21 protein-coding genes and 1 pseudogene are annotated in these 24363 nt (G+C 60.1%); 13 read left to right on the top strand and 9 right to left on the bottom strand.

All coding sequences use genetic code 11. The features are described 5' to 3' along the window. The first annotated feature begins 300 nt into the window (after positions 1-300). Entirely contained in the window at positions 301-780 is a 480-nt protein-coding gene (locus OC71_RS16220) for a glycine zipper domain-containing protein (RefSeq protein ID WP_041071273.1), read from the top strand. Positions 781-844: 64 nt separating this feature from the next. Here the strand turns inward: OC71_RS16220 and OC71_RS16215 are convergent, their stop codons facing one another. The 4 genes from OC71_RS16215 to OC71_RS16200 form a co-directional block, all read right to left on the bottom strand. Further along, a complete protein-coding gene (locus OC71_RS16215; protein WP_041071270.1) occupies positions 845-1276 on the bottom strand; it encodes a thioesterase family protein in 432 nt (143 codons plus the stop codon). Positions 1277-1337: 61 nt separating this feature from the next. Further along, on the bottom strand, positions 1338-2564 hold the full coding sequence (locus tag OC71_RS16210) for a 3-hydroxyacyl-CoA dehydrogenase (RefSeq protein ID WP_041071267.1): 1227 nt from the start codon (positions 2562-2564) through the stop codon (positions 1338-1340). A 146-nt stretch (positions 2565-2710) separates the two neighbouring features. Continuing rightward, positions 2711-4639, bottom strand: coding sequence for an ATP-dependent DNA helicase RecQ (locus tag OC71_RS16205; RefSeq protein ID WP_041071264.1), 1929 nt, complete (start codon positions 4637-4639; stop codon positions 2711-2713). A 392-nt stretch (positions 4640-5031) separates the two neighbouring features. Then, positions 5032-5535, bottom strand: a complete 504-nt coding sequence (locus OC71_RS16200) for a hypothetical protein (protein WP_041071261.1) — start codon at positions 5533-5535, stop codon at positions 5032-5034. A gap of 290 nt (positions 5536-5825) precedes the next feature. On the opposite strand from OC71_RS16200, the gene OC71_RS16195 reads away from it, so the two are divergent. Next, positions 5826-6113: a hypothetical protein gene (locus OC71_RS16195; RefSeq protein WP_041071258.1), complete on the top strand. Its 288-nt coding sequence runs from the start codon at positions 5826-5828 to the stop codon at positions 6111-6113. Between the two features lie 94 nt (positions 6114-6207). Next, positions 6208-7334: pseudogene (locus tag OC71_RS16190) on the top strand (hypothetical protein). A gap of 149 nt (positions 7335-7483) precedes the next feature. On the opposite strand, the gene OC71_RS16185 reads toward OC71_RS16190, so the two are convergent. Both OC71_RS16185 and hslO read right to left on the bottom strand, forming a co-directional pair. Further along, positions 7484-9025 carry a phosphoenolpyruvate carboxykinase gene (locus OC71_RS16185; RefSeq protein ID WP_041071255.1) on the bottom strand — a complete coding sequence of 514 codons (1542 nt, stop codon included), beginning with the start codon at positions 9023-9025 and terminating at the stop codon, positions 7484-7486. 181 nt (positions 9026-9206) lie between these two features. Then, positions 9207-10109, bottom strand: coding sequence for an Hsp33 family molecular chaperone HslO (gene hslO, locus OC71_RS16180; RefSeq protein ID WP_041071252.1), 903 nt, complete (start codon positions 10107-10109; stop codon positions 9207-9209). Positions 10110-10212: 103 nt separating this feature from the next. Here hslO and OC71_RS16175 point away from each other — a divergent pair, with 103 nt between their 5' ends. Then, positions 10213-11016: a phosphatase PAP2 family protein gene (locus OC71_RS16175; protein WP_041071249.1), complete on the top strand. Its 804-nt coding sequence runs from the start codon at positions 10213-10215 to the stop codon at positions 11014-11016. Positions 11017-11183: 167 nt separating this feature from the next. Here the strand turns inward: OC71_RS16175 and OC71_RS16170 are convergent, their stop codons facing one another. Beyond that, the gene (locus tag OC71_RS16170; RefSeq protein ID WP_041071246.1) at positions 11184-11588 is read right to left on the bottom strand and encodes an RNA-binding S4 domain-containing protein; all 405 of its coding nucleotides are present in this window, start codon (positions 11586-11588) and stop codon (positions 11184-11186) included. Positions 11589-11822: 234 nt separating this feature from the next. Here OC71_RS16170 and OC71_RS16165 point away from each other — a divergent pair, with 234 nt between their 5' ends. Together OC71_RS16165 and rimK are read left to right on the top strand one after the other, a co-directional pair. Further along, the gene (locus OC71_RS16165) at positions 11823-12284 is read left to right on the top strand and encodes an ATP-dependent zinc protease (protein ID WP_177327918.1); all 462 of its coding nucleotides are present in this window, start codon (positions 11823-11825) and stop codon (positions 12282-12284) included. Continuing rightward, on the top strand, positions 12281-13186 hold the full coding sequence (gene rimK / locus OC71_RS16160) for a 30S ribosomal protein S6--L-glutamate ligase (RefSeq protein ID WP_007949201.1): 906 nt from the start codon (positions 12281-12283) through the stop codon (positions 13184-13186). Before OC71_RS16165 ends, rimK begins: the two co-directional genes overlap by 4 nt. 130 nt (positions 13187-13316) lie before the next feature. Here the strand turns inward: rimK and OC71_RS16155 are convergent, their stop codons facing one another. Both OC71_RS16155 and ompR read right to left on the bottom strand, forming a co-directional pair. Then, on the bottom strand, positions 13317-14630 hold the full coding sequence (locus tag OC71_RS16155; protein ID WP_027611205.1) for an ATP-binding protein: 1314 nt from the start codon (positions 14628-14630) through the stop codon (positions 13317-13319). A 114-nt stretch (positions 14631-14744) separates the two neighbouring features. Next, entirely contained in the window at positions 14745-15485 is a 741-nt protein-coding gene (ompR, locus tag OC71_RS16150) for a two-component system response regulator OmpR (RefSeq protein WP_003220637.1), read from the bottom strand. A gap of 358 nt (positions 15486-15843) precedes the next feature. Between ompR and OC71_RS16145 the strand changes: the two genes are divergently transcribed. From OC71_RS16145 to tauD, 7 genes are all read left to right on the top strand, one after another. Continuing rightward, positions 15844-18168: a Tex family protein gene (locus OC71_RS16145; protein WP_007964702.1), complete on the top strand. Its 2325-nt coding sequence runs from the start codon at positions 15844-15846 to the stop codon at positions 18166-18168. Further along, entirely contained in the window at positions 18168-18551 is a 384-nt protein-coding gene (locus OC71_RS16140) for a PaaI family thioesterase (RefSeq protein ID WP_052510599.1), read from the top strand. Before OC71_RS16145 ends, OC71_RS16140 begins: the two co-directional genes overlap by 1 nt. A 246-nt stretch (positions 18552-18797) precedes the next feature. Beyond that, on the top strand, positions 18798-20381 hold the full coding sequence (gshA, locus tag OC71_RS16135; protein ID WP_041071222.1) for a glutamate--cysteine ligase: 1584 nt from the start codon (positions 18798-18800) through the stop codon (positions 20379-20381). 280 nt (positions 20382-20661) lie between these two features. After that, on the top strand, positions 20662-21639 hold the full coding sequence (gene tauA / locus OC71_RS16130; RefSeq protein ID WP_041071219.1) for a taurine ABC transporter substrate-binding protein: 978 nt from the start codon (positions 20662-20664) through the stop codon (positions 21637-21639). A 16-nt stretch (positions 21640-21655) separates the two neighbouring features. Next, positions 21656-22450, top strand: coding sequence for a taurine ABC transporter ATP-binding subunit (gene tauB / locus OC71_RS16125; RefSeq protein ID WP_041071216.1), 795 nt, complete (start codon positions 21656-21658; stop codon positions 22448-22450). Next, entirely contained in the window at positions 22447-23280 is an 834-nt protein-coding gene (gene tauC / locus OC71_RS16120; RefSeq protein WP_041071213.1) for a taurine ABC transporter permease TauC, read from the top strand. The genes tauB and tauC overlap by 4 nt, the downstream gene beginning before the upstream one ends. A 137-nt stretch (positions 23281-23417) precedes the next feature. Continuing rightward, entirely contained in the window at positions 23418-24260 is an 843-nt protein-coding gene (gene tauD, locus OC71_RS16115; RefSeq protein WP_041071210.1) for a taurine dioxygenase, read from the top strand. Positions 24261-24363 lie beyond the last annotated feature (103 nt).

Below are 24363 nucleotides of genomic sequence, written 5' to 3'. Positions count from 1 at the left end.
AGGACTCCCTCCGTTTTGCATTTTTTTGGGGCCGCTTCGCGGCCCAGCGGGAGCAAGCTCCCTCGCCACAAGATTTGTGTTGAATCTCTGTCCTGAAGCTTTCATACGCCCACAAAAAAGCCGCTTTTGCATAAAAGCGGCCTGTCCGAAGTAGCTAAAGACCGGCGAAAATCGCTTAAGTTCCGCATACAAAACAGCAACTTGCAGAATTGTATACAGGTCGTGTTATTCGTCGGATTTCGATTGTCAGTCTTGATACAGAGCCTCAGGATCGCGCCGTCATCCCTTTGAGGCTCCTCTATGAAGTTCTCCTCGATTCTCTTGTTGTCCCTTGGCCTGGTCAGTGGCTTCGCTTCTGCCGGAGGCACCACCGAAGCAGGTGTGGGCGGCGCATTGGGCGGGGTTCTTGGCTCGGTCGTCGGTCAGTCTTTAGGCGGCAATACAGGTTCAACCATTGGCGCAGCCCTGGGCGGCGCGGGTGGTAGCGCGGTCGGCGCCAACAAGCACAGCCGTGGCGAAGCGGCCATTGGTGGTGCGCTGGGCGCAGCCGGCGGTAACGTGGTCGGCCGCAGCATGGGCGGCACCACCGGCAGCCTGATCGGCGCCGCAGCAGGTGGCGGCGCCGGTGGCGCGCTGGGCAACTACATGGGTAACGAAAGCCGTGACGATGATCGTCATTACGATCGCGGCCGCGACGACCGTCGCTACTACCGCGACCGTCATCCTGGCCGTGGCCACGCTTATGGTCACCGCAAGCATCACCGCTACTATCGCGACTAATCCGTTGCGTTAAGCCGGAAAGCAAAAATCGCAGCCCAAGAGCTGCGATTTTTTTTGCTCTGGTTCAAACCACCAGACGCTCCAGCGCTTCACGCAATCTGCCTGGAATCGACACCGGCTGATTGCTCGTTCGTTCCACGAATACATGGACGAAACGCCCCGCCGCACAGGCCTCAGTTTCACCGACCTTGAACACCGCCAGTTCGTATTGCACCGAACTGTTGCCCAGCTTGCCGACCCGCAGACCGATCTCGATCAAGTCCGGAAAAGCAATCGAGGCAAAGTAGTCACAGGCCGAACTGACCACAAACCCCACCACCTCGCCGTCATGAATATCCAGGCCGCCGACCTGGATCAGGTAAGTATTCACTGCAGTGTCGAAGAAGCTGTAATAGGTGACGTTATTCACATGCCCGTAGACGTCGTTGTCGTGCCAGCGCGTGGTGACCGGCTGGAAATGCGGGTAATCGGAGCGTTGTGGCATCGGGTTGGACATCAGCATTGATCCAGGAAGTTTTACGAGCAGTCTAAAGGCGAAACCGTGGTGGCTCTAGCAATCAGCGTTCGGCAAACCCCTTGCCCTGAGCCGCCAGCTCGCCAATCAAGCGCGCCGGTTGCCACTGATCACCCTGCCGCGTTTGCAGTGCCAGCAAGCGCTGATGAATGTCCACCAGCCCCTGCTGATCCGCCCAGGCCATCGGACCGCCCTTGTCGGCCGGGAATCCGTAGCCGTTCAGGTACACCAGATCAATGTCATGGGCCGACCCGGCAATGCCTTCCTGAAGAATCTTTGCGCCCTCGTTGACCAGCGCCAGCAGGCAGCGCTCCAGAATCTCCTCCGGACCGATCGCGCGGCGCTGGAAGCCCAGCTCTTCGCTGACCCGCAGCACCAGTGCATCGACTTCGGGATCAGGCTCGGCCTGTCGACTGCCCGGCTCATAGTGATAATAACCATTGCCGGATTTCTGCCCGAAGCGGCCCATCTCGCACAAACGGTTGTCCACCTGAACCTCCGGCGCATCCTGCCCCTTGCCGGCCAGTTCGCGTGCGCGCCATTCCAGATCAATACCGACGACGTCATACATGCGGAACGGCCCCATGGCGAAACCGAACCCCTGCAGCGCCGCATCCACCTGTTGTGGATAAGCGCCCTCGAGCAGCATCTTGCGCGCCTCCAGCACGTACGGATGCAGCATGCGATTGCCGATAAAGCCGTGGCAGTTGCCCGACACCACACTGACCTTGCCCATGCGCTTGCCCAGCGCCAGCGCCGCTTCCAGTGCAGGCGGCGAAGTCTGTGCCCCACGGACGATTTCCAGCAGTTTCATGATGTGCGCGGGGCTGAAGAAATGCAGGCCGAGCACTTGCGACGGACGTCGAGTCGCAGCAGCAATCGCGTCGATATCCAGCGCCGAAGTGTTACTCGCCAACAACGCCTCAGGCTTGAGCAGGCCATCCAGCTCGCGAAAGATCTTCTGCTTGAGCTCAAGGTTTTCGTATACCGCTTCGATCACCAGATCGACATTGCGAATCGCCGGGTAATCCGCCGCCGCGCTGATCCGGGCAAGGCGTGCGTCGGCTTCGACCTGATCGATCCGGCCCTGGCGCACATTGTGTGCATAGGTGTCGGCCACCGTCGCCAGTGCCTGCTCAAGCATCTGTGGATTGTTATCGACCCACTGCACGGCGATGCCAGCATTGGCCAGGCACATGACAATGCCGCGGCCCATGGTGCCCGCGCCGATCACGGCAGCTTGCTGAATATCGAAGGATGTCTGGCTCATGTTGTTCTCTTGTTGGCGATCCAAAGACAGCCTTCACCATAGTCACGCACCGGACGTTTTTGAAGTTTATTACCGTGATGAGCGACATTCAGCGCATGGATAAACCTCAATCGCCCTGAAATCGCACACTGCAGGAGCTACCGACATCAGAGATGTTCTTGAGCCCAACTGCGAACCTCGGCGTACGGATACTCCTCCAGCGCCGCATACCCCGAAATCGTCCGTGCCTTTAACCTGGTGAACAACGGCACACTGATCCCGCACAGAAACCGCGTCAGGCGCTCCGCCGCCGGCACACTGCCAGTGTGCTGTTCGTGCCTGTGGATAAAATCACCGCACAGCGTCGCGAAGCTTTTATCCACAAGCGCTGGCAACTCGGGAGGCGCCGGAAGGCGCGCGACATCACCGTGGCACACCGAACAGTGCCCGCATCGCTCGGGGGCGTTGTGATCGCCGAAGTGTTCGGCCAGGCGATGGCCCAGGCAGCGCTCAGTGCCGAACAGTTCGAGCATGGCGTGAATCCGCACTATTTCAGTCTGTTCATGCCGGGTGAAATACGCATGCAGTTCGGCGCTCAAAACAGCGCTGTCGAAATCACTGTGCAGCACGGTGTAGACCTCGGTCATCTGCTTGCTTTCAAGCTCGACCCAGCCCTTCTCCTGAAAGTAATCCAGCGCCTTCACCACCCGGTTGCGCTCAGCCGAATACTGCGTGTACATCGCTTCGAAATTCACCGTGGCCCAGGTGCGTGCGCGACTGGAGGTGTGGATGATGGCCGCGACGAAATCCCTGCGCTCACCGTCGAAACGCTCAAGCAAGGCTTCCGGCTCCAGCAGGTATTTGAAACGGTATTCGGCGTAATAGGCATAGCGCGGCGCGATCAAACCGCGCAGCTCCATTTGCACCAACAACGTCTTCAGCGGCAACGCGCGAATGTTGCTCTGATCGGCCAGCGGCCCGAGCAGAAACTCCCACTGCCCTTCGGCTGCGGCAGCCTGCATTTCTTCCAGCACACAACGAATCCCTTCACGCTCCGGGGTATCGCCGTAGACGAAGTTTTCCAGCACGTTGAGGCTGTCGCGGTTGGCCAGCACCAGGCAATCCGACGGCTGCCCGTCGCGTCCGGCGCGACCGATTTCCTGACTGTAGTTTTCGATGGATTTCGGCAGATCGAAATGCACCACGTTGCGGATGTCGCTCTTGTCGATCCCCATACCAAAGGCAATGGTTGCGACGATGCAATTGGACTGCCCGGCCATGAATGCCTTCTGAATCGCCTCGCGCTGATCATTGGGCAAACCGGCGTGATAGGCCTGGGCCTGTATGCCGTTGCGCCCCAGATGCTCGGCGATGTGTTCGGCAGTTTTCTGCAGCGTCACGTAGACAATGCTCGGCTGGCCTGGACGCTCGCTCATCCACTCCACCAGGCGCCGGCGTTTGTCCTCGCCGCGTACCGGTTCCACCAGCAGATTGAGGTTGGGTCGATAGAAACCGGTGGTCACCACATCAGCGGCGGCGATGGCGAACCTGGCCTGCATGTCGGCGACAACTTTCGGCGTCGCCGTGGCCGTCAGCAGCAGGGTTTGCGGGATGTTGAACTGGCGCTGATAGTCCGGCAGCTTCAGATAGTCGGGGCGAAAGTTGTGGCCCCATTCCGAGATACAGTGCGCTTCATCAATCACCAGCAACGAGATCGGCACCTGCTGCAAAAAGTTGCGGAAACGCTCGTTCTTCAGGCGCTCCACCGAAATCATCAGAATCTTCAATTCACCCGAACGGGCGCGGGCCATCACATCATTGGCATCATCGCGACTTTGCGCCGAATCGATGCTGCCGGCACTGATACCGTGACGTTTGAGGAATGCCAGTTGATCCTGCATCAACGCCAACAGCGGCGACACCACCAGGGTCAGATGCGGCAGCAACAGCGCCGGCACTTGATAGCACAGTGACTTGCCGGATCCGGTGGGGAAAATCGCCGCCGCCGAGCGCCCGGCCAGTACAGCGCTGATTGCCGCTTCCTGTCCGGGTCGAAACTGTGGATAACCGAAAACCTGTTCCAGGGTGTGGTGCATGCGCTGTCACTCCGTTGACCGCTGTGATGCCAACAGCCTAGCGGGCGATCACAGCGAGTCGAGAAAAGGTCGGGGTCAATTCGATACGGGATGATACAGCGCCGGGGCGGGTGCCACCGGATCAAACAAGGAAACAATTTGCCTCTCGCCGGCCTGACCGCAAGGCAGGTAACGTGCGCCGCATCCACGAAACGAGCGTCGTGCCAGGACGGCCGACACCCGTGGATCAACTCAAGGAATAAACATGTCCGACAGACTGAAACGGCTCCTCACCCTGACCCTCGCATCGCTGTTGCTGGGCGGATGCATGCAACTACCCGATGACATTCCACCCCTCGCCATTCGCGCCACTGCAGATCACGTAGTCACCTAGGTCTCGTCGCAACGACGGGCTAGGGACGCAGCACGGCCACCCGAAGTTGCGCATTCAGTTCCTGTTCATGCACCCCCAGGCTCTTGCTCGCCCACTGTGCATGGGCCGGACTGATGTCGCCGGTAAACGCCGCCGCCAGTTGTCGCAGGTCCGCCACACTGCGCACTCGTGCACAGAACAGCTGTTCGCCACAGTCCTGACTGGCGTTGCGATAAATGCCCAGCAAACGCTCCCACAGTCCCTCGCGCACCTGCCGGATCGGTTTGAGCCGCACATGCGGCACATCCAGTTGCCGTTGCAGTGCGCCTGCATCCAGCGTTTCACTCGCCAGCAGGACTTTGGCGAACATCAACACTTCGGCACGTGAAGCAGTATCGATGCGGGCCTGGCTGGACAGCGCGTCGGGCCAGCCGGTGCGTTGCAGATCGACAAACATCCAGCCGTTGCCGGCATCAGCAGCTACGGCCAAGCGACAACCCATGGTTCCCAGCAATAAAATCGAGGCTATTCGTAGCCACCGCATACTCAATTCCCTTTAAGCGCGCATCGGACGTATGGAAACGTCCTACAGTTTCTGGCGCGCACCATACAGAGGATTCTCAAGAAACGCCTGTGAATCCCGTGGGAAATTTCTGCGCTAAGGGTTTTACCTCGAAAAAGCTGCAAAACCTTGTAGGGCAATTGCCCGAGTCTCGGAAAAACCCCTACGAACTCCGTCCATCACGGCGGTCTTGTGACCCCTTGCCACGCACTTCTATAGTGGCCGGCGCGGCTGCAACCACTGGAGCGACTTCGTACAGGACACGTCTGAACATGAACATGCATAACCCGCTGGCCAATCGTTATCACCCGCTCAAAAGCACCGACGGCGATCATCCGGTGCTGACCATAGATACCCAAGCCAGCCACGGCGAACTGCTCGACGCTGCGCATCAACGCCTCCGTGCCGCCAGCGATTTGCTGGAGACTCTTTACTGTTTGTGTTTCAAACAGGCCGATGTCAAAGACATCCCGAACATCGTCAACGCCCTGTATTTATTGACCCAAGACGGCTGCGAACTTCTGGAAGTAGCAAAACTTCAACTTGCAAACGCTTTATAAAATCACGCACACAAACAACGCAACAACTAACCACTTCATATCCGCAATATAAAAAACTAGCCTGCTTGCTCTTAATTCATTCAAGAGCAACATTATGAGCACATTGACTATTTTCTTTTGCGGCACGGGTTCCACCAAGTTCGACGCCAGCAACAACAACTATTGGAACGGCGAGTTGGTGTCCACTCTCGCTTCGCACCACGCGGGCCGCGAGTTCGCCGAATGGATTGTCGTCGACGGCCCCGGCTCCAGTAACCTGCAGGCCGATGAGCTGTTCACCAAATCTGCCGACTACGGTCTCAGCGGCACGTTGTTCGGCAAGGGCTGGGAGGAAAACGTACTGCACGCAATGAACATCATCAAAGGCAAGTGCGACTGGCAACGCCAACAACTGACCGAAGCGGAATACAACCGTCTCAAAGCGGCCGGTATTCCCATTGAAGATGTAAAAATCGAAGGCTCCTGGTTTTGGCGTAAATACAACTACGGAGAACGCAGCGTGACCCAGCAGAAGTTGCAGGAGCAAATTATTAAACGTTCCGCAAGGATGGCATTATTCCCACTCAGGTCAACCTGGTCGGCTGGAGTCGAGGCGGTATAAGTTGCCATATGCTGGCCAACGCCATGTTCAATGACAGTGCTTTGAAAAGCATTCCGGTGAAGATCTTCGCTATTGATCCGGTGCCCGGCATCGGTAACTTCCAGGAACATCGGGTCAAACTCAACAGCAACGTCAAAGAGTACGTTGGCTTCTATGCCCGCGACGAGCGTTCGAAAGGTTTCAGTTGCGTTATCCCGCAAACGGCTACCGGTACGCGCACGCATATCTTCCCGATCCCCGGCCGCCACGCCACCCTGGTCGGCAACGCTGCCGCTGACGGCAACGCCGGCCCGAAGGCCCTCGCCGAACCCGGCCAATTCGTGCGTCACTTCGCCGAGACCTGCCTCAAGCGTTGGGGCACCCCGCTGACCAACTCCCTGAACCTGAGCGATGCCGCCCTGAAGCAATGCGGCGATGCGATGGTCAGGGACGCCGCGAAATACAAGGCCATGGAAAAGTACTCCTACACCTGGTTCACCGAACTGGACCAAGGCGAACGCTACGTTTCGCTGGGCAGCAGAGGCGTGCCTTTCTCGTCGGTGAAGGGCGGGATCTACGCGCCGGATAGTGGATTGACCACCAGCGTGCTGGACTTGGCGGCATACCGGCATATCCGTTGAGGCCGGTGGGGTGGTGATCGGCGTAACGCGAAAAATCTACAGCAAAATTCTGCGGGAATAATGGCAGTTAAACCGATAACAACAGCTAAGCCATGACCCACAAAAAAGCCGCCCCTATAGGCGGCTTTTCAGTTCACAACAAACCACTCTTACAACTTAGGACCCGCAGCCTTGATCGCGTCGCTCACTTCGAACTTTTTGAAGTTCTCGATGAACAGACCGGCCAGGGCCTTGGCCGCTTCGTCGTAGGCAGCTTTGTCAGCCCAGGTGTTGCGTGGGTTGAGCAGGTTGGTTTCAACGCCCGGTACGGCCAGTGGCACGTCGAGGTTGATGGTGTCCAGGTGCTCGGTGGCGGCACCGATCAGTGCGCCGCTCTGGATCGCGGCGATCACGGCACGGGTGGTCGGAATGTTGAAGCGTTTGCCGACGCCGTAGCCACCGCCGGTCCAGCCGGTGTTGACCAGGTAGACCTTGGAGCCGAAGCCGCGGATGCGCTTGATCAACAGTTCTGCGTATTCACCAGCCGGACGCGGGAAGAACGGTGCGCCGAAGCAGGTGGAGAAGGTCGACTTGATGCCGCTGCCCGAACCCATTTCAGTCGAGCCCACCAACGCGGTGTAGCCGGACAGGAAGTGGTAGGCCGCTTGCTCTTCGTTGAGGATCGACACTGGCGGCAGCACGCCGGTCAGGTCGCAGGTCAGGAAGATCACCGCGTTTGGCTCGCCGCCCAGGTTCTTCGCGGAACGCTTGGCAACGTGCTCCAGCGGGTAGGCTGCGCGGCTGTTCTGGGTCAGGCTGACATCGGCGTAGTCGGCGTGCTTGGCATCGTCGATGACCACGTTTTCCAGGACTGCGCCGTGCTTGATGGCTTTCCAGATGACCGGTTCGTTCTTCTCGGACAGGTCGATGCACTTGGCGTAGCAGCCGCCTTCGATGTTGAAGACAACGCCTTCGCCCCAGCCGTGTTCGTCGTCACCGATCAGGTAACGGCTTTCATCGGCCGACAGGGTGGTTTTACCGGTGCCCGACAGACCGAAGAACAGGGTCACATCGCCTTCTTCGCCGATGTTGGCAGCGCAGTGCATTGGCAGCACGTCAGCGGCCGGCAGCAGGAAGTTCTGCACGGAGAACATGGCTTTCTTCATCTCACCGGCGTAACGCATGCCGGCAATCAGCACTTTCTTCTGCGCGAAGTTGATGATCACGCAACCGTCGGAGTTGGTGCCGTCACGCTCAGGCACGCACTCGAAGTTGGCCACGTTGAGCACTTGCCACTCTTCACGACCGGCCGGGTTGTACTGGGCCGGGTTGATGAACAGGCAACGACCGAACAGGTTCTGCCAGGCAGTCTGGGTGGTCATTTTCACGGCAAGGTAGTGATCTTCAGCCGCGCCTACATGCACGTGGGAAACAAAGTGCTCTTGCGCGTTGTTGAACGCCTCGACACGAGCCCACAGCGCGTCGAACTTGTCGGCCGGGAACTTGCGGTTGATCGGGCCCCAGGCGATAGCGGCCTGGGTGGAAGGCTCTTCAACGATGAAACGATCGACTGGCGAACGGCCGGTGCGGTGACCGGTGCGAACAACCAGAGCGCCGGTATCGGCAAGCTCGCCCTCACCGCGTTGCAGGGCTTCTTTTACCAGATCATCAACACTCAGATCGGTGTACACGGCGTTATTGGCTTGCGTCATGAGGTTCCCCGTCGGCCAGTGGCCGAGTGTGCTCCAAACGTTTTGTAGTAGAAAGTCGTGCACTACTACCGCGAAAAAAGTGGGCCGGATTATGCCAGAAAAGCCCAAAAAGAGTAGGGTCCTCCCGTCGTAACGGCGAAATTCCGTCGTTACGCAGTGAATTTACCTGCGCTGAACCGTTTTAGTGCCGGGTATCTGACGGCGTGTCGACGCCCGCACCAGCGAACAATTGAGCAATATCGGCCGCATCGAACAGGTAACGCTGGTTGCAGAACTGGCAATCGATCTCGACTTCGCCACCGCGTTCGGCCACCAGTGCCTGCGCGTCTTCCAGACCCAGGCTGACCAGCGCATTACCCGAGCGTTCCCGCGAGCAGCTGCAACGGAAGCGCAGGTTTTGCACATCGAACAGGCGCACCTGCTCTTCGTGGTAGAGGCGATGCAGGACGGTTTCGTTGTCCAGGCTGAGCAATTCATCGGCGCTCAGAGTGCTGGCCAGCGCGGTGATGTGCTGCCAGCTGGCGGCGCGCTCTTCTTCGTCTTTCAGGCGGTCGGCCGGCAGTTGCTGCAGCAGCATGCCGCGGGCACGACGGCCGTCGGCGAACAGCTTGAAGCGGGTGCCAACCTGCTGAGACATGACGAAATAATTGGTGAAGCATTCCGACAGGGTTTCACCGTCGAGGTCGACGATACCCTGGTAACGCTGGCCGATCGTCGGGTCGACGGTCAGGGTCAGGTCACCGCCCGGCATCAGGTCGGCAAGGGTCGCATCCGGGGCGATCTGCTCGGCGTTATAACGCGCCAGACCACGGATCTCGCGCTCGCTGGAGCATTCGATCATCAGCAGCGGAATCGGGCCTTCGGAGCGCGCCTGCAGAATCAGCAAGCCGTCGAATTTCAGGGTGCCCACCAGCAACGAAGCGGCCGCCATCAATTCGCCCAGCAATTGCGCGACCGGCTCCGGGTACGGGTGCTTGGCGAGGACTTCGGCGTAGCTGCGTTCCAGCGCAACCAGCTCGCCGCGAGTGTCGCTGTCATCGAAGATGAAGCGTTGGGTGTAATCGGTATCCGGGAGATCAGTCATAGGTCTGGGTATCTGAATTGATGACAAAATGGTTACAAAAGATGAAAATCCCGCGCTTCTCCGCACCCATTTGGTGCGAATGTTCAGCCACGGGAGGCATTTTATGAACAATCCGGGTTTGTTCCAATCAAGGTGGAACCTCGGCCGGCTGGTTCTGTGTAACGTGGTGCCGTTGGCGCTACTGGCTTTCTGGTTATGGCCTACGGGCCAGATGCTGTGTGTGATTTTCGACGAGTGGCTGTTCCGCTCACTCAATGCACCACTGGCCAGCAACCCCATATGGCTCCACATCTGGGCAATTGCAAGTCTGCGCCCGTTCGACATCGTTGTAGGTCTGATTCTGCTGACGCTGCTGATCAAGGGTGACTGGGTGTTCAAGGCGATTGATGTACGTCGCGCCTTTTTCGGTTTTTTCTCGATTCTGCTGTTGATGGTGGTGATTCGCGCGCTGTTTTCCAAATTCGCCGACTACATGGACTGGCAGCACAGCAGTCCATCGATGGTGCTGGAAGACGCGGTGCACCTGAGTGATTACTTCCCGCACCTGGAAAAAGCCTGGGAACTGAAGGATCGCTCGAGCCAGAGCTTCCCCGGTGACCACGCTTCGGTGTTGCTGATCTGGGCACTGTTCATGGGCGTGTTCAGCCGCTCGATCGGCCAGTTCCTCACGGTCTGGGGATTGGCGCTGCTGTTCATGCTGCCGCGTCTGGTGGCCGGCGCGCACTGGGGACAGGATGATTACATCGGCGGCATGCTGCTGGCGGTGTGGGCGTTGGGCTGGGGTTATTACACACCGTTCGCTTATCACGCCGCCAACTTCTGGCTGAAGGTGACTGCGCCGGTTTTCAATCTGCTGGGCAAGCTGCCGGTGGTTTCGCGGATGAGTGTGGTGTCTGCCGCGAACTGACAGTTGTGTGAAGACCTGTGGCGAGGGAGCTTGCTCCCGCTCGGCTGCGTAGCAGTCGCTTTACCCGTCGATGCAGTTGTATTTTGAAATACGTGCTCGCCTGTACAGGGCGTCCTTCGGCCGCCAGCGGGAGCAAGCTCCCTCGCCCCAAGTGTGTTCGTCGCACACTACTCGTTGCTGCTGCCACGAAACTTAAACAGATCCCGCCGTTGCTTCTTGCTCGGCTTGCCATCAGTGCTCACGCCCAATGCTCCGGCCTTGCGCATCGCCGCTGCCGCTTCACGCTTGGCAATACTCACCTCGGTCTCGGTATACAGTGTCTGCGCCTCGGGTGCGCCACGACGTACGATCGACAAGGCGTCGACCCTCACCGTGCGCTCTTCAAAACCGGTACGAATCTCGAATTCATCGCCAATGCGTGGCTCTTTGCCAGGCTTGCAGCGCTCCCCTCGGCAGTGCACCTTGCCACTTTCGATGGCTGCTTTGGCCAGGGCCCGGGTTTTATAAAAGCGCGCCGCCCACAACCACTTGTCGAGACGGACCTTGTCGTCCTCTTCGCTTTTTTGTGCCATGGAATTTCCTCATTCTGAAATATTGATGAACTGTACTACCGTTTCTGTCGTGCCATGAATGACGCCGCCGCGGATTACAATGCGCACCAGCCGACACCCGCTTGAGGCGTCGGCGATCCGGGCCGTAGAAATCTGTCGCCTTTTAACCCTTATTCTGCGTGAATACCGCGAATCCGGCCCTTGCGGGCTGAGCGGTTGCCACGGTTGAGCATTTTTTTGAAGACATTTGACCATTTGACCGTTGTCGGTCTGCGCGAATGGGTGGCGCTCCCGGATCTGGGAGTCGCGGGCCTGCGGGCGAAAATCGACACCGGCGCCAGCACCTCCAGCCTGCACGCCACCGACATTGAACCGTTCGAACGCGATGGCGAGAAGTGGGTGCGTTTCACCGCGCATCTGGGCACGGTGGTGCAGTTGCGTCATCGGCGTTGCGAAGCACCGCTGGTGACGCGCAAAACCATCAAAAGCTCCAACGGCCAGGCGCAGGTGCGCTATGTGATCAGCACCACCCTGGCCCTCGGTGATCGGGTCTGGCAGGTCGAGTTCACCCTCGCCTGCCGCAAGTCCATGCGCTATCGCCTGTTGCTCGGGTCCAAAGCCTTGATCGACGGCCAGCTGGTGGTCAATCCGGGCGTCAAATATGTACAAGACAAGCCGGTGTTCCCGGTATCTACCTCCTCCACAGGTGTTGCATGAAGATCGCTGTGCTGTCGCGGAATCCGCGTCTGTATTCCACCCGTCGCCTGGTCGAAGCCGGCACCGAGCGCGGGCATGAAATGGTCGTGATCGACACCTTGCGCGCCTACATGAACATTGCCAGCCACAAGCCGCAGATCCACTATCGCGGCAAACCGCTGGAAGGCTTCGACGCGGTGATTCCGCGAATCGGGGCGTCGGTAACGTTCTACGGTTGCGCCGTGTTGCGCCAGTTCGAAATGATGGGGGTGTTTCCGCTCAACGAATCGGTGGCCATCGCCCGCTCGCGAGACAAATTGCGTTCGCTGCAACTGCTGTCGCGTCGCGGCATCGGCCTGCCGGTCACCGGCTTCGCTCACTCGCCGGACGACATTCCCGACCTGATCGACATGGTCAACGGCGCGCCGCTGGTGATCAAGGTGCTGGAAGGCACTCAAGGCATCGGTGTGGTGCTGTGCGAAACCGCAACCGCAGCCGAATCGGTGATCGAGGCGTTCATGGGTCTGAAGCAGAACATCATGGTTCAGGAATACATCAAGGAAGCCGGCGGTGCGGATATCCGCTGTTTCGTGGTCGGCGACAAGGTGATCGCAGCCATGAAACGTCAGGCCAAACCGGGCGAGTTCCGCTCCAACCTGCACCGTGGCGGCAGCGCCAGCCTGATCAAGATCACCCCGGAAGAACGCATGACCGCGTTGCGTGCAGCCAAGGTCATGGGCCTGGCGGTGGCGGGTGTGGATATCTTGCGTTCGAACCACGGGCCATTGGTGATGGAAGTGAACTCGTCGCCGGGCCTGGAAGGCATCGAGACCACCACCGGCAAGAACGTGGCGGGAATCATCATCGAACACCTTGAGAAGAATGGCGGGCCGAACATGACCCGGACAAAGGGCAAGGGTTGATCCGTTTGAAATGTGGCGGCTGACAGGCCGCCTTCGCGGGCAAGCCCGCTCCCACATTTTGGAATGCGTTCCCCTGTGGGAGCGAGCTTGCTCGCGAAGGGGCCATCAACCCCGCTGAACATCCCGACTGTTAGACCGCATCCCGCGGCAACATCAACCCCAACGGCAACCTTACCCGCGCTTCCAGCCCGCCACCGGAACGGTTGCGCAACTCGACATTGCCGCCATGCATCGAAGCAATCCGCTTCACAATCGCCAACCCCAACCCGGTACCTTTGCCACCCCGGGCACGGTCGCCACGGGTGAACGGGTTGAAGATCGCCTCAAGCTCTGACGGATCAATCCCCGCGCCACGGTCCATCACGCTCAACACCACGTACGGCGCGCTGGTATCGCCAGACACATAAGCCGCGACCTCGACGCCACTGCCGGCATGGTTCAGGGCGTTGCCGATCAGGTTGTTCAGCAGGCGTTTCATCGACACCCGGCGCAGTGGAAACGGCTGGATCGGTTCCAGTCGCAGGCGCACTTTCTCTTCGCTCTGGTTATAGGGTGCGGCCACCTCACGCACCAGATCGCTCAGGTCCACTTCTTCCACCGACTCGTCACGACCGTCACGAATGAACGCGAGGAACTGGTCGAGAATCGCGTCCATGTCTTCGATATCGCGGACCATGTCGTCAGTCAGGTCATTGCGATCGCCCATCAGCTCCAGCGACAGCCGCAAACGGGTCAGCGGCGTACGCAAATCATGGGAGACCCCGGCCAGCATCAGCTCGCGCTCGCGACCGGCCTGTTCGACGTCTTCGGCCATCTGGTTGAAGGCGCGGTACACCTCGGTCATCTCGCTCGGTGTATCACTGATCGGCAGACGCACGCTGCGGCCCTGACCGAGTTGTCGGGCGGCATACACCAAGCGTTTCAACGGCTGGTTGAGCTGACTGACGAAAATCCATGCCGACGCGGTCGACAACAAACCGATAGCGAGGAACCAGCCGAGCACGTTCCAGATTTTCTGGCCGCGCAATGGATGCGGGTACAGCGGCACTTTCAGCCAGCCATCGCCCAGGCTCGGTGCACGCACCCACAGCGCCGGCGGCGAATGCATGCGCAAACGCACTTCGGTATCGGCGCCCAGCTCCGCCTGCATTTGCCGCTGATAAATTTCACTGTACGGCCAGTGCTGTTCGCCCTCCGGCACACCGGCGCCGACCACCCGGATCAGCGTCGCGGCATCGGCGATCTTCGCGCGGTTTTCTTCATCGGCCGCCCAATAGGCACGCAGCGTCAGGGCGACGCCGTGGCTGTATTGGCGATCCACCAGCACGTCCTCGTTCATCAACAGATAAACCAGGGTCAGCGCCTTGGAAAACAGCACGACGATGAGCACCAGCCAAAGGGTGCGGGAGAAAAAACTTTGGGGGAACCAGACGGGGGTTTTCATCGATAACCGTTACACACTTGCAGGAGCGAGCCATGCTCGCATATTGCGGATTGCGAGTCTGCGCAGAGGGTCGATCAACCCGATCTGCGCAGACCCGCTCCTACAAATCGCCGATCACTTGGTGGCGGCGCCATCCGGCACGAACACGTAGCCCACGCCCCAGACCGTCTGGATGTAGCGCGGTTTCGACGGATCCGGCTCGATCATCCGGCGCAGACGGGAGATCTGCACATCGATGGAACGCTCCAGGGCATCCCACTCGCGACCACGGGCCAGGTTCATCAGTTTGTCGCGGGTCAGCGGCTGACGCGCGTTCATCACCAGCGCCTTGAGCACCGCAAACTCACCGGTGGTGAGCATGTGCACTTCTTCGCCACGTTTCAGTTCGCGGGTCGCCAGCGACAGCACGTAATCACCGAAGGTGACATTTTCGTCTTCACTGCCCGGTGCACCTGGCACCGGTGCGGCCTGACGACGCAGAACAGCCTTGACCCGAGCCATCAGCTCGTCCGGGTTGAACGGCTTGGCCAGGTAGTCATCAGCGCCCAGTTCCAGGCCCTTGATGCGGCTCATCTCATCGCCCTTGGCGGTGAGCATGATGATCGGAATCTGATTGTTCGCGGCCCGCAGGCGACGGCATGCGGTGAGGCCGTCTTCGCCCGGCAGCATCAGGTCGAGGACCACCAGGTTGAACACTTCACGCGACAGCAGGCGGTCCATTTGCTCGGTGTTCGGTACGGCACGGGCGCGGTAGCCCTTGCTGACGAAAAAGCGCTCCAGCAGGCTGCTCAGCCCAGGATCGTCGTCAACAATAAGAATTTTTTCGCCTTCAGCATTGTTTGCAGTGCTGCTCATTGGATGCTCCTTTTAGCTCGGCGCGCATTATGGCGTAGCTGCCGTTATACGCACCGTGTGCATTGTTAGCAGATTTTTCCTTCACTGCCAGAAAACCGGGGTTTGTGCCTACAGACTGCTACACCCCCGAATGACAGAACGCTGGTTATAATGCGCGGCGTTTTGTGCCAGGCAACGTCTGAATCGTTACCGCAGGTGGCCGGGCTTTTTTCCCGGTGGCCGCAGTAATTGTTCGATTTCACGGGTCAATGGGGAGCCTTTTGACCCAGGCAGCGGCAATTTTCTAGCCGCTCAACCAGACTCCGGGCCTTTATTTCCGTGCCTGCGAGCCTGCTTTCACACTATGTCAGGTGGTTTTATGGACAGCATCAACAGCCGCATCGCCGAGGAACTCGGCGTACGCCCGCAACAGGTCGAAGCGGCCGTCGCGCTACTCGATGAAGGCTCTACCGTTCCCTTCATCGCCCGTTACCGGAAAGAAGTCACCGGCAGCCTCGATGACACCCAACTGCGTCATCTGGAAGAGCGTCTGCGCTACCTGCGAGAACTCGACGAACGGCGCATCAGCATCCTCGCCAGCATCCAGGAGCAGGGCAAACTCACCCCCGCCCTGGAGCGCGATATCAAACTCGCCGACACCAAGACCCGCCTCGAAGACTTGTACCTGCCGTACAAGCAGAAGCGCCGCACCAAGGGCCAGATTGCCCTGGAAGCCGGCCTTGGCGAACTGGCCGACGGCCTGTTCAACGACCCGAATCTGACGCCAGAAACCGAAGCCGCACGCTTCGTCGACGCCGAGAAAGGCGTAGCCGACGTGAAAGCTGCGCTGGAAGGCGCCAAGTACATCCTGATGGAGCGCTTCGCCGAAGACGCCAGTCTGCTGGAGAAGCTGCGCAACTTCCTCAAGCAGGAAGCGACCATCAGCGCCCGCGTGATCGCTGGCAAGGAAGAAGAAGGCGCGAAGTTCCGCGACTACTTCGAACACGACGAGCCGCTGAAAAGCATGCCGTCGCACCGCGCACTCGCGATTTTCCGTGGCCGCAACGAAGGCATCCTCAGCTCCGCGCTGAAAGTCGGCGACGAACTGCCGGGCACCATGCACCCGTGCGAAGGCATGATCGGTCAGCAATTCGGCATCCAGAACCAGAACCGACCGGCCGACAAATGGCTCGGTGAAGTGGTGCGCTGGACCTGGAAGGTCAAGCTTTACACGCACCTGGAAACCGACCTGCTCGGCGAGCTGCGCGACGGCGCCGAAACCGAGGCGATCAACGTCTTCGCCCACAACCTGCATGACCTGCTGCTGGCCGCGCCGGCCGGCCCGCGTGCGACCCTGGGCCTTGACCCGGGCCTGCGTACCGGCTGCAAGGTCGCGGTGGTGGACTCCACCGGCAAGCTGCTCGATCACGCCACGGTTTATCCGCATGTGCCGCACAACAAGTGGGATCAGACCATCGCGATCCTGGCCGCCCTGTGCGCCAAGCACTCGGTTGATCTGATCGCCATCGGCAACGGCACCGCCAGCCGCGAAACCGACAAACTGGCGATCGAGCTGATCAAAAAATACCCAGCGATGAAAATGACCAAGGTCATGGTGTCCGAGGCCGGCGCCTCGGTGTACTCGGCGTCGGAACTGGCAGCCAAGGAATTCCCGGATCTGGACGTGTCGATCCGTGGTGCAGTGTCCATCGCCCGTCGTCTGCAGGATCCACTGGCTGAACTGGTGAAAATCGATCCGAAATCCATCGGTGTCGGCCAGTACCAGCACGACGTGTCGCAGCTGAAACTGGCGCGTGGTCTGGATGCGGTGGTCGAGGACTGCGTGAACGCCGTCGGCGTCGATGTGAACACCGCTTCGGTGGCGCTGCTGGCGCGGATCTCCGGCCTCAACGCGACGTTGGCGCAGAACATCGTTGCTCACCGCGATGAACACGGCGCCTTCAAAACCCGCGCTGCGCTGAAAAAAGTCGCGCGTCTGGGCGAGAAAACTTTCGAACAGGCCGCAGGCTTCCTGCGCGTGATGAACGGCGACAACCCGCTGGATTCTTCCGCTGTTCACCCGGAAGCCTATCCGCTGGTGCAGCGCATTGCCGCTGAAACCGACCGCGACATTCGCTCGCTGATCGGCGACGCCGCATTCCTCAAGCGCCTGGATCCGAAGAAGTTCACCGACGAAACCTTCGGTCTGCCCACCGTCACCGACATTCTGCAAGAACTGGAAAAACCGGGCCGCGACCCGCGTCCGGAGTTCAAGACTGCCGAGTTCCAGGAAGGCGTCGAAGACCTGAAAGACCTGCAACTGGGGATGATCCTCGAAGGCGTCGTCACCAACGTGACCGCGTTCGGCGCGTTCGTCGACATCGGCGTGCATCAGGACGGTCTGGTGCACATCTCGGCGTTGTCGGAGAAGTTCATCAAGGACCCACGCGAAGCGGTGAAGGCCGGTGACGTGGTGAAAGTGAAGGTCATGGAAGTCGACATCCCGCGCAAACGCGTCGGCCTGTCGATGCGCATGAGCGACACCCCGGGCGAGAAAATCGACGGTGCCCGTGGTTCGCGTCCAGGCTCGGCACCGCGCCAGTCGTCGAACAACGCGCCGCGCAAGGAAACGGCCACAGCCGCTCCGGTGAACAACGCCATGGCTTCGCTGTTCGCCAACGCCAAGCAGTTGAAGAAACGCTGATGGAGATTCCGGCCGGGCTCGTCGAGAGCGCGTTTTTCAAGCTGTTGGGCTGCCGCCTGCACAGCCTGGAAACCGGGGTGGCGCAAGTCGCCCTGGTGCTGGAACCGCAACTGCGCAATCGCGGCGGCAAATTGCACGGTGGCGCGCTGTTCAGTCTGGTCGATATCGCCATGGGGCTGGCCTGTTCCAGCAGCCACGGCTTCGATCAGCAGAGCGCGACCATCGAGTGCAAGATCAACTATATCCGCGCCGTATCCGACGGCGAGGTGCTGTGCACGGCGCGGGTGATCCACCCGGGCCGCCGCACGCTGGTGGTCGAGGCCGACGTGATGCAGGGCGACAAACTGGTCGCAAAAGCGCAAGGCACGTTCGCTGTCCTGTAGATGTTGTTCATCATTTTGAGTTAATTTCGGCGCAACGAATCCTGTAGGAGCTGCCGCAGGCTGCGATCTTTTGATCTTGCTATTGAAAAACAAAATCAAAAGATCGCAGCCTGCGGCAGCTCCTACAGTTTATGTGTGTGGCTGACCGGCTAGAAAACCAGGCGAAAACGCCAGTTTCAACTTCACCCTTGTAGACCGTCCTGCCCACCCCCATATTGGGGCGACTGACGCGTGAAGGAATCCAAATTGAGCGAACTTCTCAACCGCCGCCTGGCTCTGCTCGGCGAGCGCGCCAACCTCTCTCTGCTCGAACAGTGCCTCCACGGTATCGAACGTGAATGCCTGCGCGTGACCAGTGAAGGTCGTCTGGCGCAAACGCCGCACCCGGAAGCCTTGGGTTCCGCGCTGACCAATGAACAGATCACCACCGACTATTCCGAGTCGCTGCTGGAGTTCATCACCCCTGCCCTGCCCGACCCGGCCGATACGCTGGCGAGCCTGGACAAGATTCATCGCTTTGCCTACAGCAAGCTCGGCAACGAGTACCTGTGGAGTCCGTCGATGCCGTGCCCGTTGCCGGCCGAGGAAGACATCCCGATCGCCTATTACGGCACCTCCAACATCGGTCAGCTCAAATACGTCTACCGCAAGGGCCTGGCCCTGCGTTACGGCAAGACCATGCAGTGCATCGCCGGGATCCACTACAACTTTTCCCTGCCGGAAAAGCTCTGGCCGCTGCTGCGCGAAGCCGAAGGTTTCGTCGGCACCGACCGCGATTTCCAGTCGTCGTCGTACATCGCGCTGATCCGTAACTTCCGCCGCTACAGCTGGCTGCTGATGTACCTGTTCGGTGCTTCGCCAGCGCTGGACGCAGGCTTCCTGCGCGGCCGTTCGCACCAGTTGGAACAACTGGATCCGGACACCCTGTACCTGCCGTACGCCACCAGCCTGCGCATGAGCGACCTCGGTTACCAGAGCAACGCCCAGGCCGGCCTGACGCCGTGCTACAACGATCTGGCGAGCTACACCGACAGCCTGCGCAAGGCCGTGGCCACGCCATACCCGCCGTATGTGGAAGTCGGCACGCACCAGGATGGCGAGTGGGTACAGCTCAACACCAACATCCTGCAGATCGAAAACGAGTACTACTCCAACATCCGCCCGAAACGCGTGACCTACACCGGCGAGCGGCCGATCCAGGCGCTGATGGCCCGGGGCATTCAGTACGTCGAAGTGCGTTGCCTGGATATCAACCCGTTCCTGCCGATGGGCATCGACGTCACTGAATCGCGCTTCCTCGACGCGTTCCTGCTGTATTGCGCGCTGAACGACAGTCCGCTGCTGACCAACACTTCGTGCGGCAATGCCACTTCGAACTTCCTCAGCGTGGTCAAGGAAGGCCGGCGTCCGGGCCTGCAGTTGCAGCGTGACGGCGAAGCGGTCGAGCTGAAGGTTTGGGCAGCCGAGCTGCTGGAACAAATCGCTCCACTGGCGGCGTTGCTCGATCAGAGCCATGGTGGCGACGCGCACAGCAAGGCGCTGGACGCGCAACTGGCCAAGGTCAGCGACCCGTCCCTGACCCCATCGGCGCAAGTGCTGGCCGCGATGGCCGAGCACAAGGAAAGCTTCGCGCAATTCTCCCTGCGCCAGAGCCAGGCCCACGCCGAGTTCTTCCGCCGCGAGCCGTTGGCTGCTGATGAACAGGCGAAGTTTGAGGAACTGGCGCGTTCGTCGCTGGCGCAACAGGCGGAGCTGGAGCAGAACGAGGTCGGTGATTTCGACGTGTTTGTCGGGTCGTATCAGGCGAGCATTCTGGCGATCAGCAACTAACCACTATTCCCTGTGGCGAGGGAGCTTGCTCCCGCTCGGCTGCGCAGCAGTCGCAATCTCAGTCCCCCGGTGCATCAGCAGCACCGTGATGAATTGATATGGGAGTCCTCCGGCCTCCAGCGGGAGCAAGCTCCCTCGCCACAATGGCCTCACCAGCAATCCCTCCGCTTAGATTTTTCCGCTCATAAGCTAAGTCTAAAAAGTTATTTATTTTTAGTTTCTTAGATCATTTAGTCTCCTTTCACGCCGATCGTCGGTCGCCTGATTTGGAGCACTCCCCATGAAACTGAATTTCCCGCTTCGCCTGCTGGCCGTGGCCTCTCTGGCTGCTGCGAGTTTTCTGGCGCAGGCCGCCGACCTCACCGTCGCTTACCAGACCACCGTCGACCCGGCGAAAATCGCCCAGGCCGATGGCACCTACGAGAAAGCCACCAAAGCCGACATCAGCTGGCGCAAGTTCGACAACGGTGCCGACATCATCGCCGCCATTGCTTCCGGTGATGTGCAGATCGGCTACCTCGGTTCCAGCCCGCTGACCGCTGCGATCACCCGCAAGGTTCCGGTGGAAACTTTCCTCATCGCCACCCAGATCGGCGCCGCCGAAGCACTGGTCGCCCGCGACGGTTCCGGAATCAAGAGCCCGCAGGATCTGGTCGGCAAGAAAATCGCCGTGCCGTTCGTGTCCACCGGACACTACAGCCTGCTCGCGGCGTTGAAACACTGGAACATCGATCCGTCGAAAGTCACCGTGCTCAACCTCGCCCCGCCAGCGATCATCGCCGCATGGAAACGCGGTGATATCGACGCCACTTACGTGTGGGATCCGGCCCTCGGTGTGGCCAAGGAAAACGGCAAAGTGCTGATCACCTCCGGCGAACTGGCCAAGTTCGGCGCGCCGACCTTCGATGCCTGGATCGTGCGCAAGGACTTCGCCGAGAAGCACCCGGAAATTGTCACCGCGTTCGCCAAGGTCACCCTCGACGCCTACGCCGATTACCGCAAGGATCCCAAAGCCTGGCTCGCCGACCAGTCCCACGTCGACAAGCTGGTGAAGCTTTCCGGCGCCAAGGCCAGCGACATTCCATTGCTGCTGCAGGGCAACGTCTACCCGCTGGCGGCTGATCAGGTGATCAGCCTCGGCGCGCCGACCACCCAAGCCATTACCGACACCGCCGCGTTCCTCAAGGAACAAGGCAAAGTCGAAGCCGTACTGCCGGACTACGCGCCGTACGTCAGCGCCAAATACATCACTAACTGATCGGGAGTTGACCGCGATGGCCTTGCTACAGCTGGAGCGCATCAGCGCACAGTACCCGGGCAGCCCTGAACCGGTGCTGGCGGACATTTCCCTGACCCTCGGGCCTCAGCAATTGCTGGTCGCCCTCGGCCCGTCCGGCAGTGGCAAGACCTCGCTGTTGAACCTGATTGCCGGCTTCGTCGAACCCAGCGCCGGGCGCATCACCCTCGACGGCGTGCCGGTCAAAGGCCCGAGCGCCGAACGCGGCGTGGTGTTCCAGGATGACGCCCTGCTGCCCTGGCAGGATGTGTTGGCCAACGTCGCGTTCGGTCTGGAGCTGGCCGGCGTCGCCAAGGACAAGCGCGAAAAGATCGCCCGGGAAATGCTTGCGCTGGTTGATCTCTCAGGGTTCGAAAGCCGTCGTATCTGGCAACTTTCCGGTGGCCAGAAACAACGCGTTGGCCTGGCCCGCGCCCTCGCCGCCGACCCGCGCGTGCTGCTGATGGACGAGCCCTTCGGCGCCCTCGATGCGTTCACCCGCGAGCAGATGCAGGAGCTGTTGCTGCAAGTCTGGCAGCGCACCGCCAAACCGGTGTTCCTGATTACCCACGACATCGAAGAAGCGGTATTCCTCGCCACTGACCTGATTCTGCTGGCGCCGAATCCGGGGCAGATCGTCGAGCGTCTGCATCTGGATTTCGGCCAGCGCTACGCCGCCGGTGAGTCGGCGCGGGCGATCAAATCCGACCCGCGTTTTATCGAAACCCGCGAGCACGTGTTGAGCAGAGTGTTCTCGCAACGCAGCGCCGTAAAACGGCAGGAGCGCGCATGAGCAGTTACGACGTTTCCGCCCCGGCAGTGAGAACCCCATCGGTGGCGATTCCGCAGCGCCGCAGCCTCAGCACGCGGTGGATCAGCCTGCTGACCCTGTTGTCCTTGCTGGTGATCTGGTGGGCCGTGACCGCCAGCGGTTTGATCGAACCGCTGTTCCTGCCGCCACCGTCCGCCGTGCTGCAAAAAGGCTGGTTGCTGGCGACCACCGGTTATATGGATTCGACCCTGTGGCAGCACCTGGGCGCGAGCCTGAGCCGTATCGGTCTGGGCCTCGGTTTTGCGATTCTGACCGCAGTGCCGGTGGGCATCGCCATCGGCGCCAATCGTATTGCCCGTGGTGTGCTTGACCCGCTGATCGAGTTCTACCGGCCGATTCCACCGCTGGCGTATCTGCCGCTGATCGTGATCTGGTGCGGCATCGGCGAGTTGTCGAAAGTGCTGCTGATCTACCTGGCGATTTTCGCGCCGATTGCCATTGCCACCGCGACCGGCGTGCGCACCGTTGACCCGGCGAAATTGCGCGCTGCTCAGTCGCTCGGTGCGACCCGCGCACAGTTGATCCGCCACGTGATTTTGCCCAGCGCCCTGCCAGATATTCTGACCGGTGTGCGCATCGGTCTGGGCGTTGGCTGGTCGACCCTGGTCGCCGCCGAACTGATCGCCGCCACCAGCGGTCTGGGCTTCATGGTCCAGTCGGCCGCGCAGTTTCTGGTCACCGATGTGGTGGTGCTGGGGATTCTGGTGATCGCCCTGATTGCCTTCGCCATGGAAATGGGCCTGCGCGCCCTGCAGCGCAAACTGGTGCCGTGGCACGGCCAAACCCACTAAAGCATTTGTGAATCCTCCCGTGTAGGAGCTGCCGAAGGCTGCGATCTTTTGATCTGCTTTTAAAAAACAAATCAAAAGATCGCAGCCTGCGGCAGCTCCTACAGGGGCGCGGTTACCCGGAATTGAAGAGAACCATCATGAGCAGCCTGACCATCACCCCCTTAAGCTCGGCCCTCGGCGCGCAGATCAGCGGCGTCGACGTCAGCCAGCCGTTGAACCTGGAACAGCGCAATGCCATCGAGCAGGCGCTGCTCAAGTATCAGGTGCTGTTCTTCCGCAACCAGCCGATCGAGCCTCCACAACAAGCGCGTTTCGCGGCGTACTTTGGCGACCTGCACATCCATCCGATCTACCCGAACGTGCCGGAGCAGCCCGAGGTGCTGATCCTCGACACCGCCGTCACCGACGTGCGCGACAACGCGATCTGGCACACCGACGTGACCTTCCTGCCAACGCCGGCGATGGGCGCAGTGCTCAGCGCCAAGCTGCTGCCGGAGTTCGGCGGCGATACGTTGTGGGCCAGCGGGATTGCCGCCTATGAAGCATTGTCGGCACCGATGAAAAAGCTGCTCGAAGGGCTGACCGCGACTCACGATTTCACCCGTTCGTTTCCGCTGGAACGCTACGGCAATACGCCGCAAGCCCTGGCGCAGTGGGAAGAAGCAAGGCGCAAGAATCCGCCGCTGTCGCACCCGGTAATCCGCACTCACCCGGTGAGCGGACGCCGTTCGTTGTTCGTCAACGAAGGCTTTACCTCGAAGATCAACGAGCTGTCGGAAACCGAGAGCGAAGCGATTCTGAAATTCCTGTTCGCTCATGCAACGCGGCCCGAATTCACCATTCGCTGGCGCTGGCAGAAGGATGACATTGCGTTCTGGGATAACCGCGTGACCCAGCATTACGCGGTGGATGATTACCGCCCGGCACGGCGGGTGATGCAGCGGGCGACGGTGTTGGGGGATGTGCCGTTCTTCAAATGAGGCCCGATTTCTCATTGCCTGAACTGTCCCCTTCGCGGGCAAGCCCGCTCCCACAGGTACAGCACCGTTCACAGACTTTGTGTACGACTGGAACCCTGTGGGA

It is taken from the genome of Pseudomonas sp. W15Feb9B, assembly GCF_000828175.1.
Lineage (GTDB): Bacteria > Pseudomonadota > Gammaproteobacteria > Pseudomonadales > Pseudomonadaceae > Aquipseudomonas > Aquipseudomonas parakoreensis.
This window is presented reverse-complemented; position numbering and strand designations above follow the sequence as displayed.

Coding starts and splice junctions, on each gene's coding strand:
- OC71_RS16145 (WP_007964702.1), top strand. CDS start 15,844: ATGGACAGCATCAACAGCCGCATCGCCGAGGAACTCGGCGTACGCCCG.
- OC71_RS16220 (WP_041071273.1), top strand. CDS start 301: ATGAAGTTCTCCTCGATTCTCTTGTTGTCCCTTGGCCTGGTCAGTGGC.
- ompR (WP_003220637.1), bottom strand. CDS start 15,485: ATGAGCAGCACTGCAAACAATGCTGAAGGCGAAAAAATTCTTATTGTT.
- OC71_RS16170 (WP_041071246.1), bottom strand. CDS start 11,588: ATGGCACAAAAAAGCGAAGAGGACGACAAGGTCCGTCTCGACAAGTGG.
- OC71_RS16205 (WP_041071264.1), bottom strand. CDS start 4,639: ATGCACCACACCCTGGAACAGGTTTTCGGTTATCCACAGTTTCGACCC.
- rimK (WP_007949201.1), top strand. CDS start 12,281: ATGAAGATCGCTGTGCTGTCGCGGAATCCGCGTCTGTATTCCACCCGT.
- OC71_RS16140 (WP_052510599.1), top strand. CDS start 18,168: ATGGAGATTCCGGCCGGGCTCGTCGAGAGCGCGTTTTTCAAGCTGTTG.
- OC71_RS16185 (WP_041071255.1), bottom strand. CDS start 9,025: ATGACGCAAGCCAATAACGCCGTGTACACCGATCTGAGTGTTGATGAT.
- tauB (WP_041071216.1), top strand. CDS start 21,656: ATGGCCTTGCTACAGCTGGAGCGCATCAGCGCACAGTACCCGGGCAGC.
- OC71_RS16215 (WP_041071270.1), bottom strand. CDS start 1,276: ATGTCCAACCCGATGCCACAACGCTCCGATTACCCGCATTTCCAGCCG.
- OC71_RS16195 (WP_041071258.1), top strand. CDS start 5,826: ATGAACATGCATAACCCGCTGGCCAATCGTTATCACCCGCTCAAAAGC.
- OC71_RS16200 (WP_041071261.1), bottom strand. CDS start 5,535: ATGCGGTGGCTACGAATAGCCTCGATTTTATTGCTGGGAACCATGGGT.
- tauD (WP_041071210.1), top strand. CDS start 23,418: ATGAGCAGCCTGACCATCACCCCCTTAAGCTCGGCCCTCGGCGCGCAG.
- tauA (WP_041071219.1), top strand. CDS start 20,662: ATGAAACTGAATTTCCCGCTTCGCCTGCTGGCCGTGGCCTCTCTGGCT.
- OC71_RS16155 (WP_027611205.1), bottom strand. CDS start 14,630: ATGAAAACCCCCGTCTGGTTCCCCCAAAGTTTTTTCTCCCGCACCCTT.
- OC71_RS16175 (WP_041071249.1), top strand. CDS start 10,213: ATGAACAATCCGGGTTTGTTCCAATCAAGGTGGAACCTCGGCCGGCTG.
- tauC (WP_041071213.1), top strand. CDS start 22,447: ATGAGCAGTTACGACGTTTCCGCCCCGGCAGTGAGAACCCCATCGGTG.
- OC71_RS16210 (WP_041071267.1), bottom strand. CDS start 2,564: ATGAGCCAGACATCCTTCGATATTCAGCAAGCTGCCGTGATCGGCGCG.
- hslO (WP_041071252.1), bottom strand. CDS start 10,109: ATGACTGATCTCCCGGATACCGATTACACCCAACGCTTCATCTTCGAT.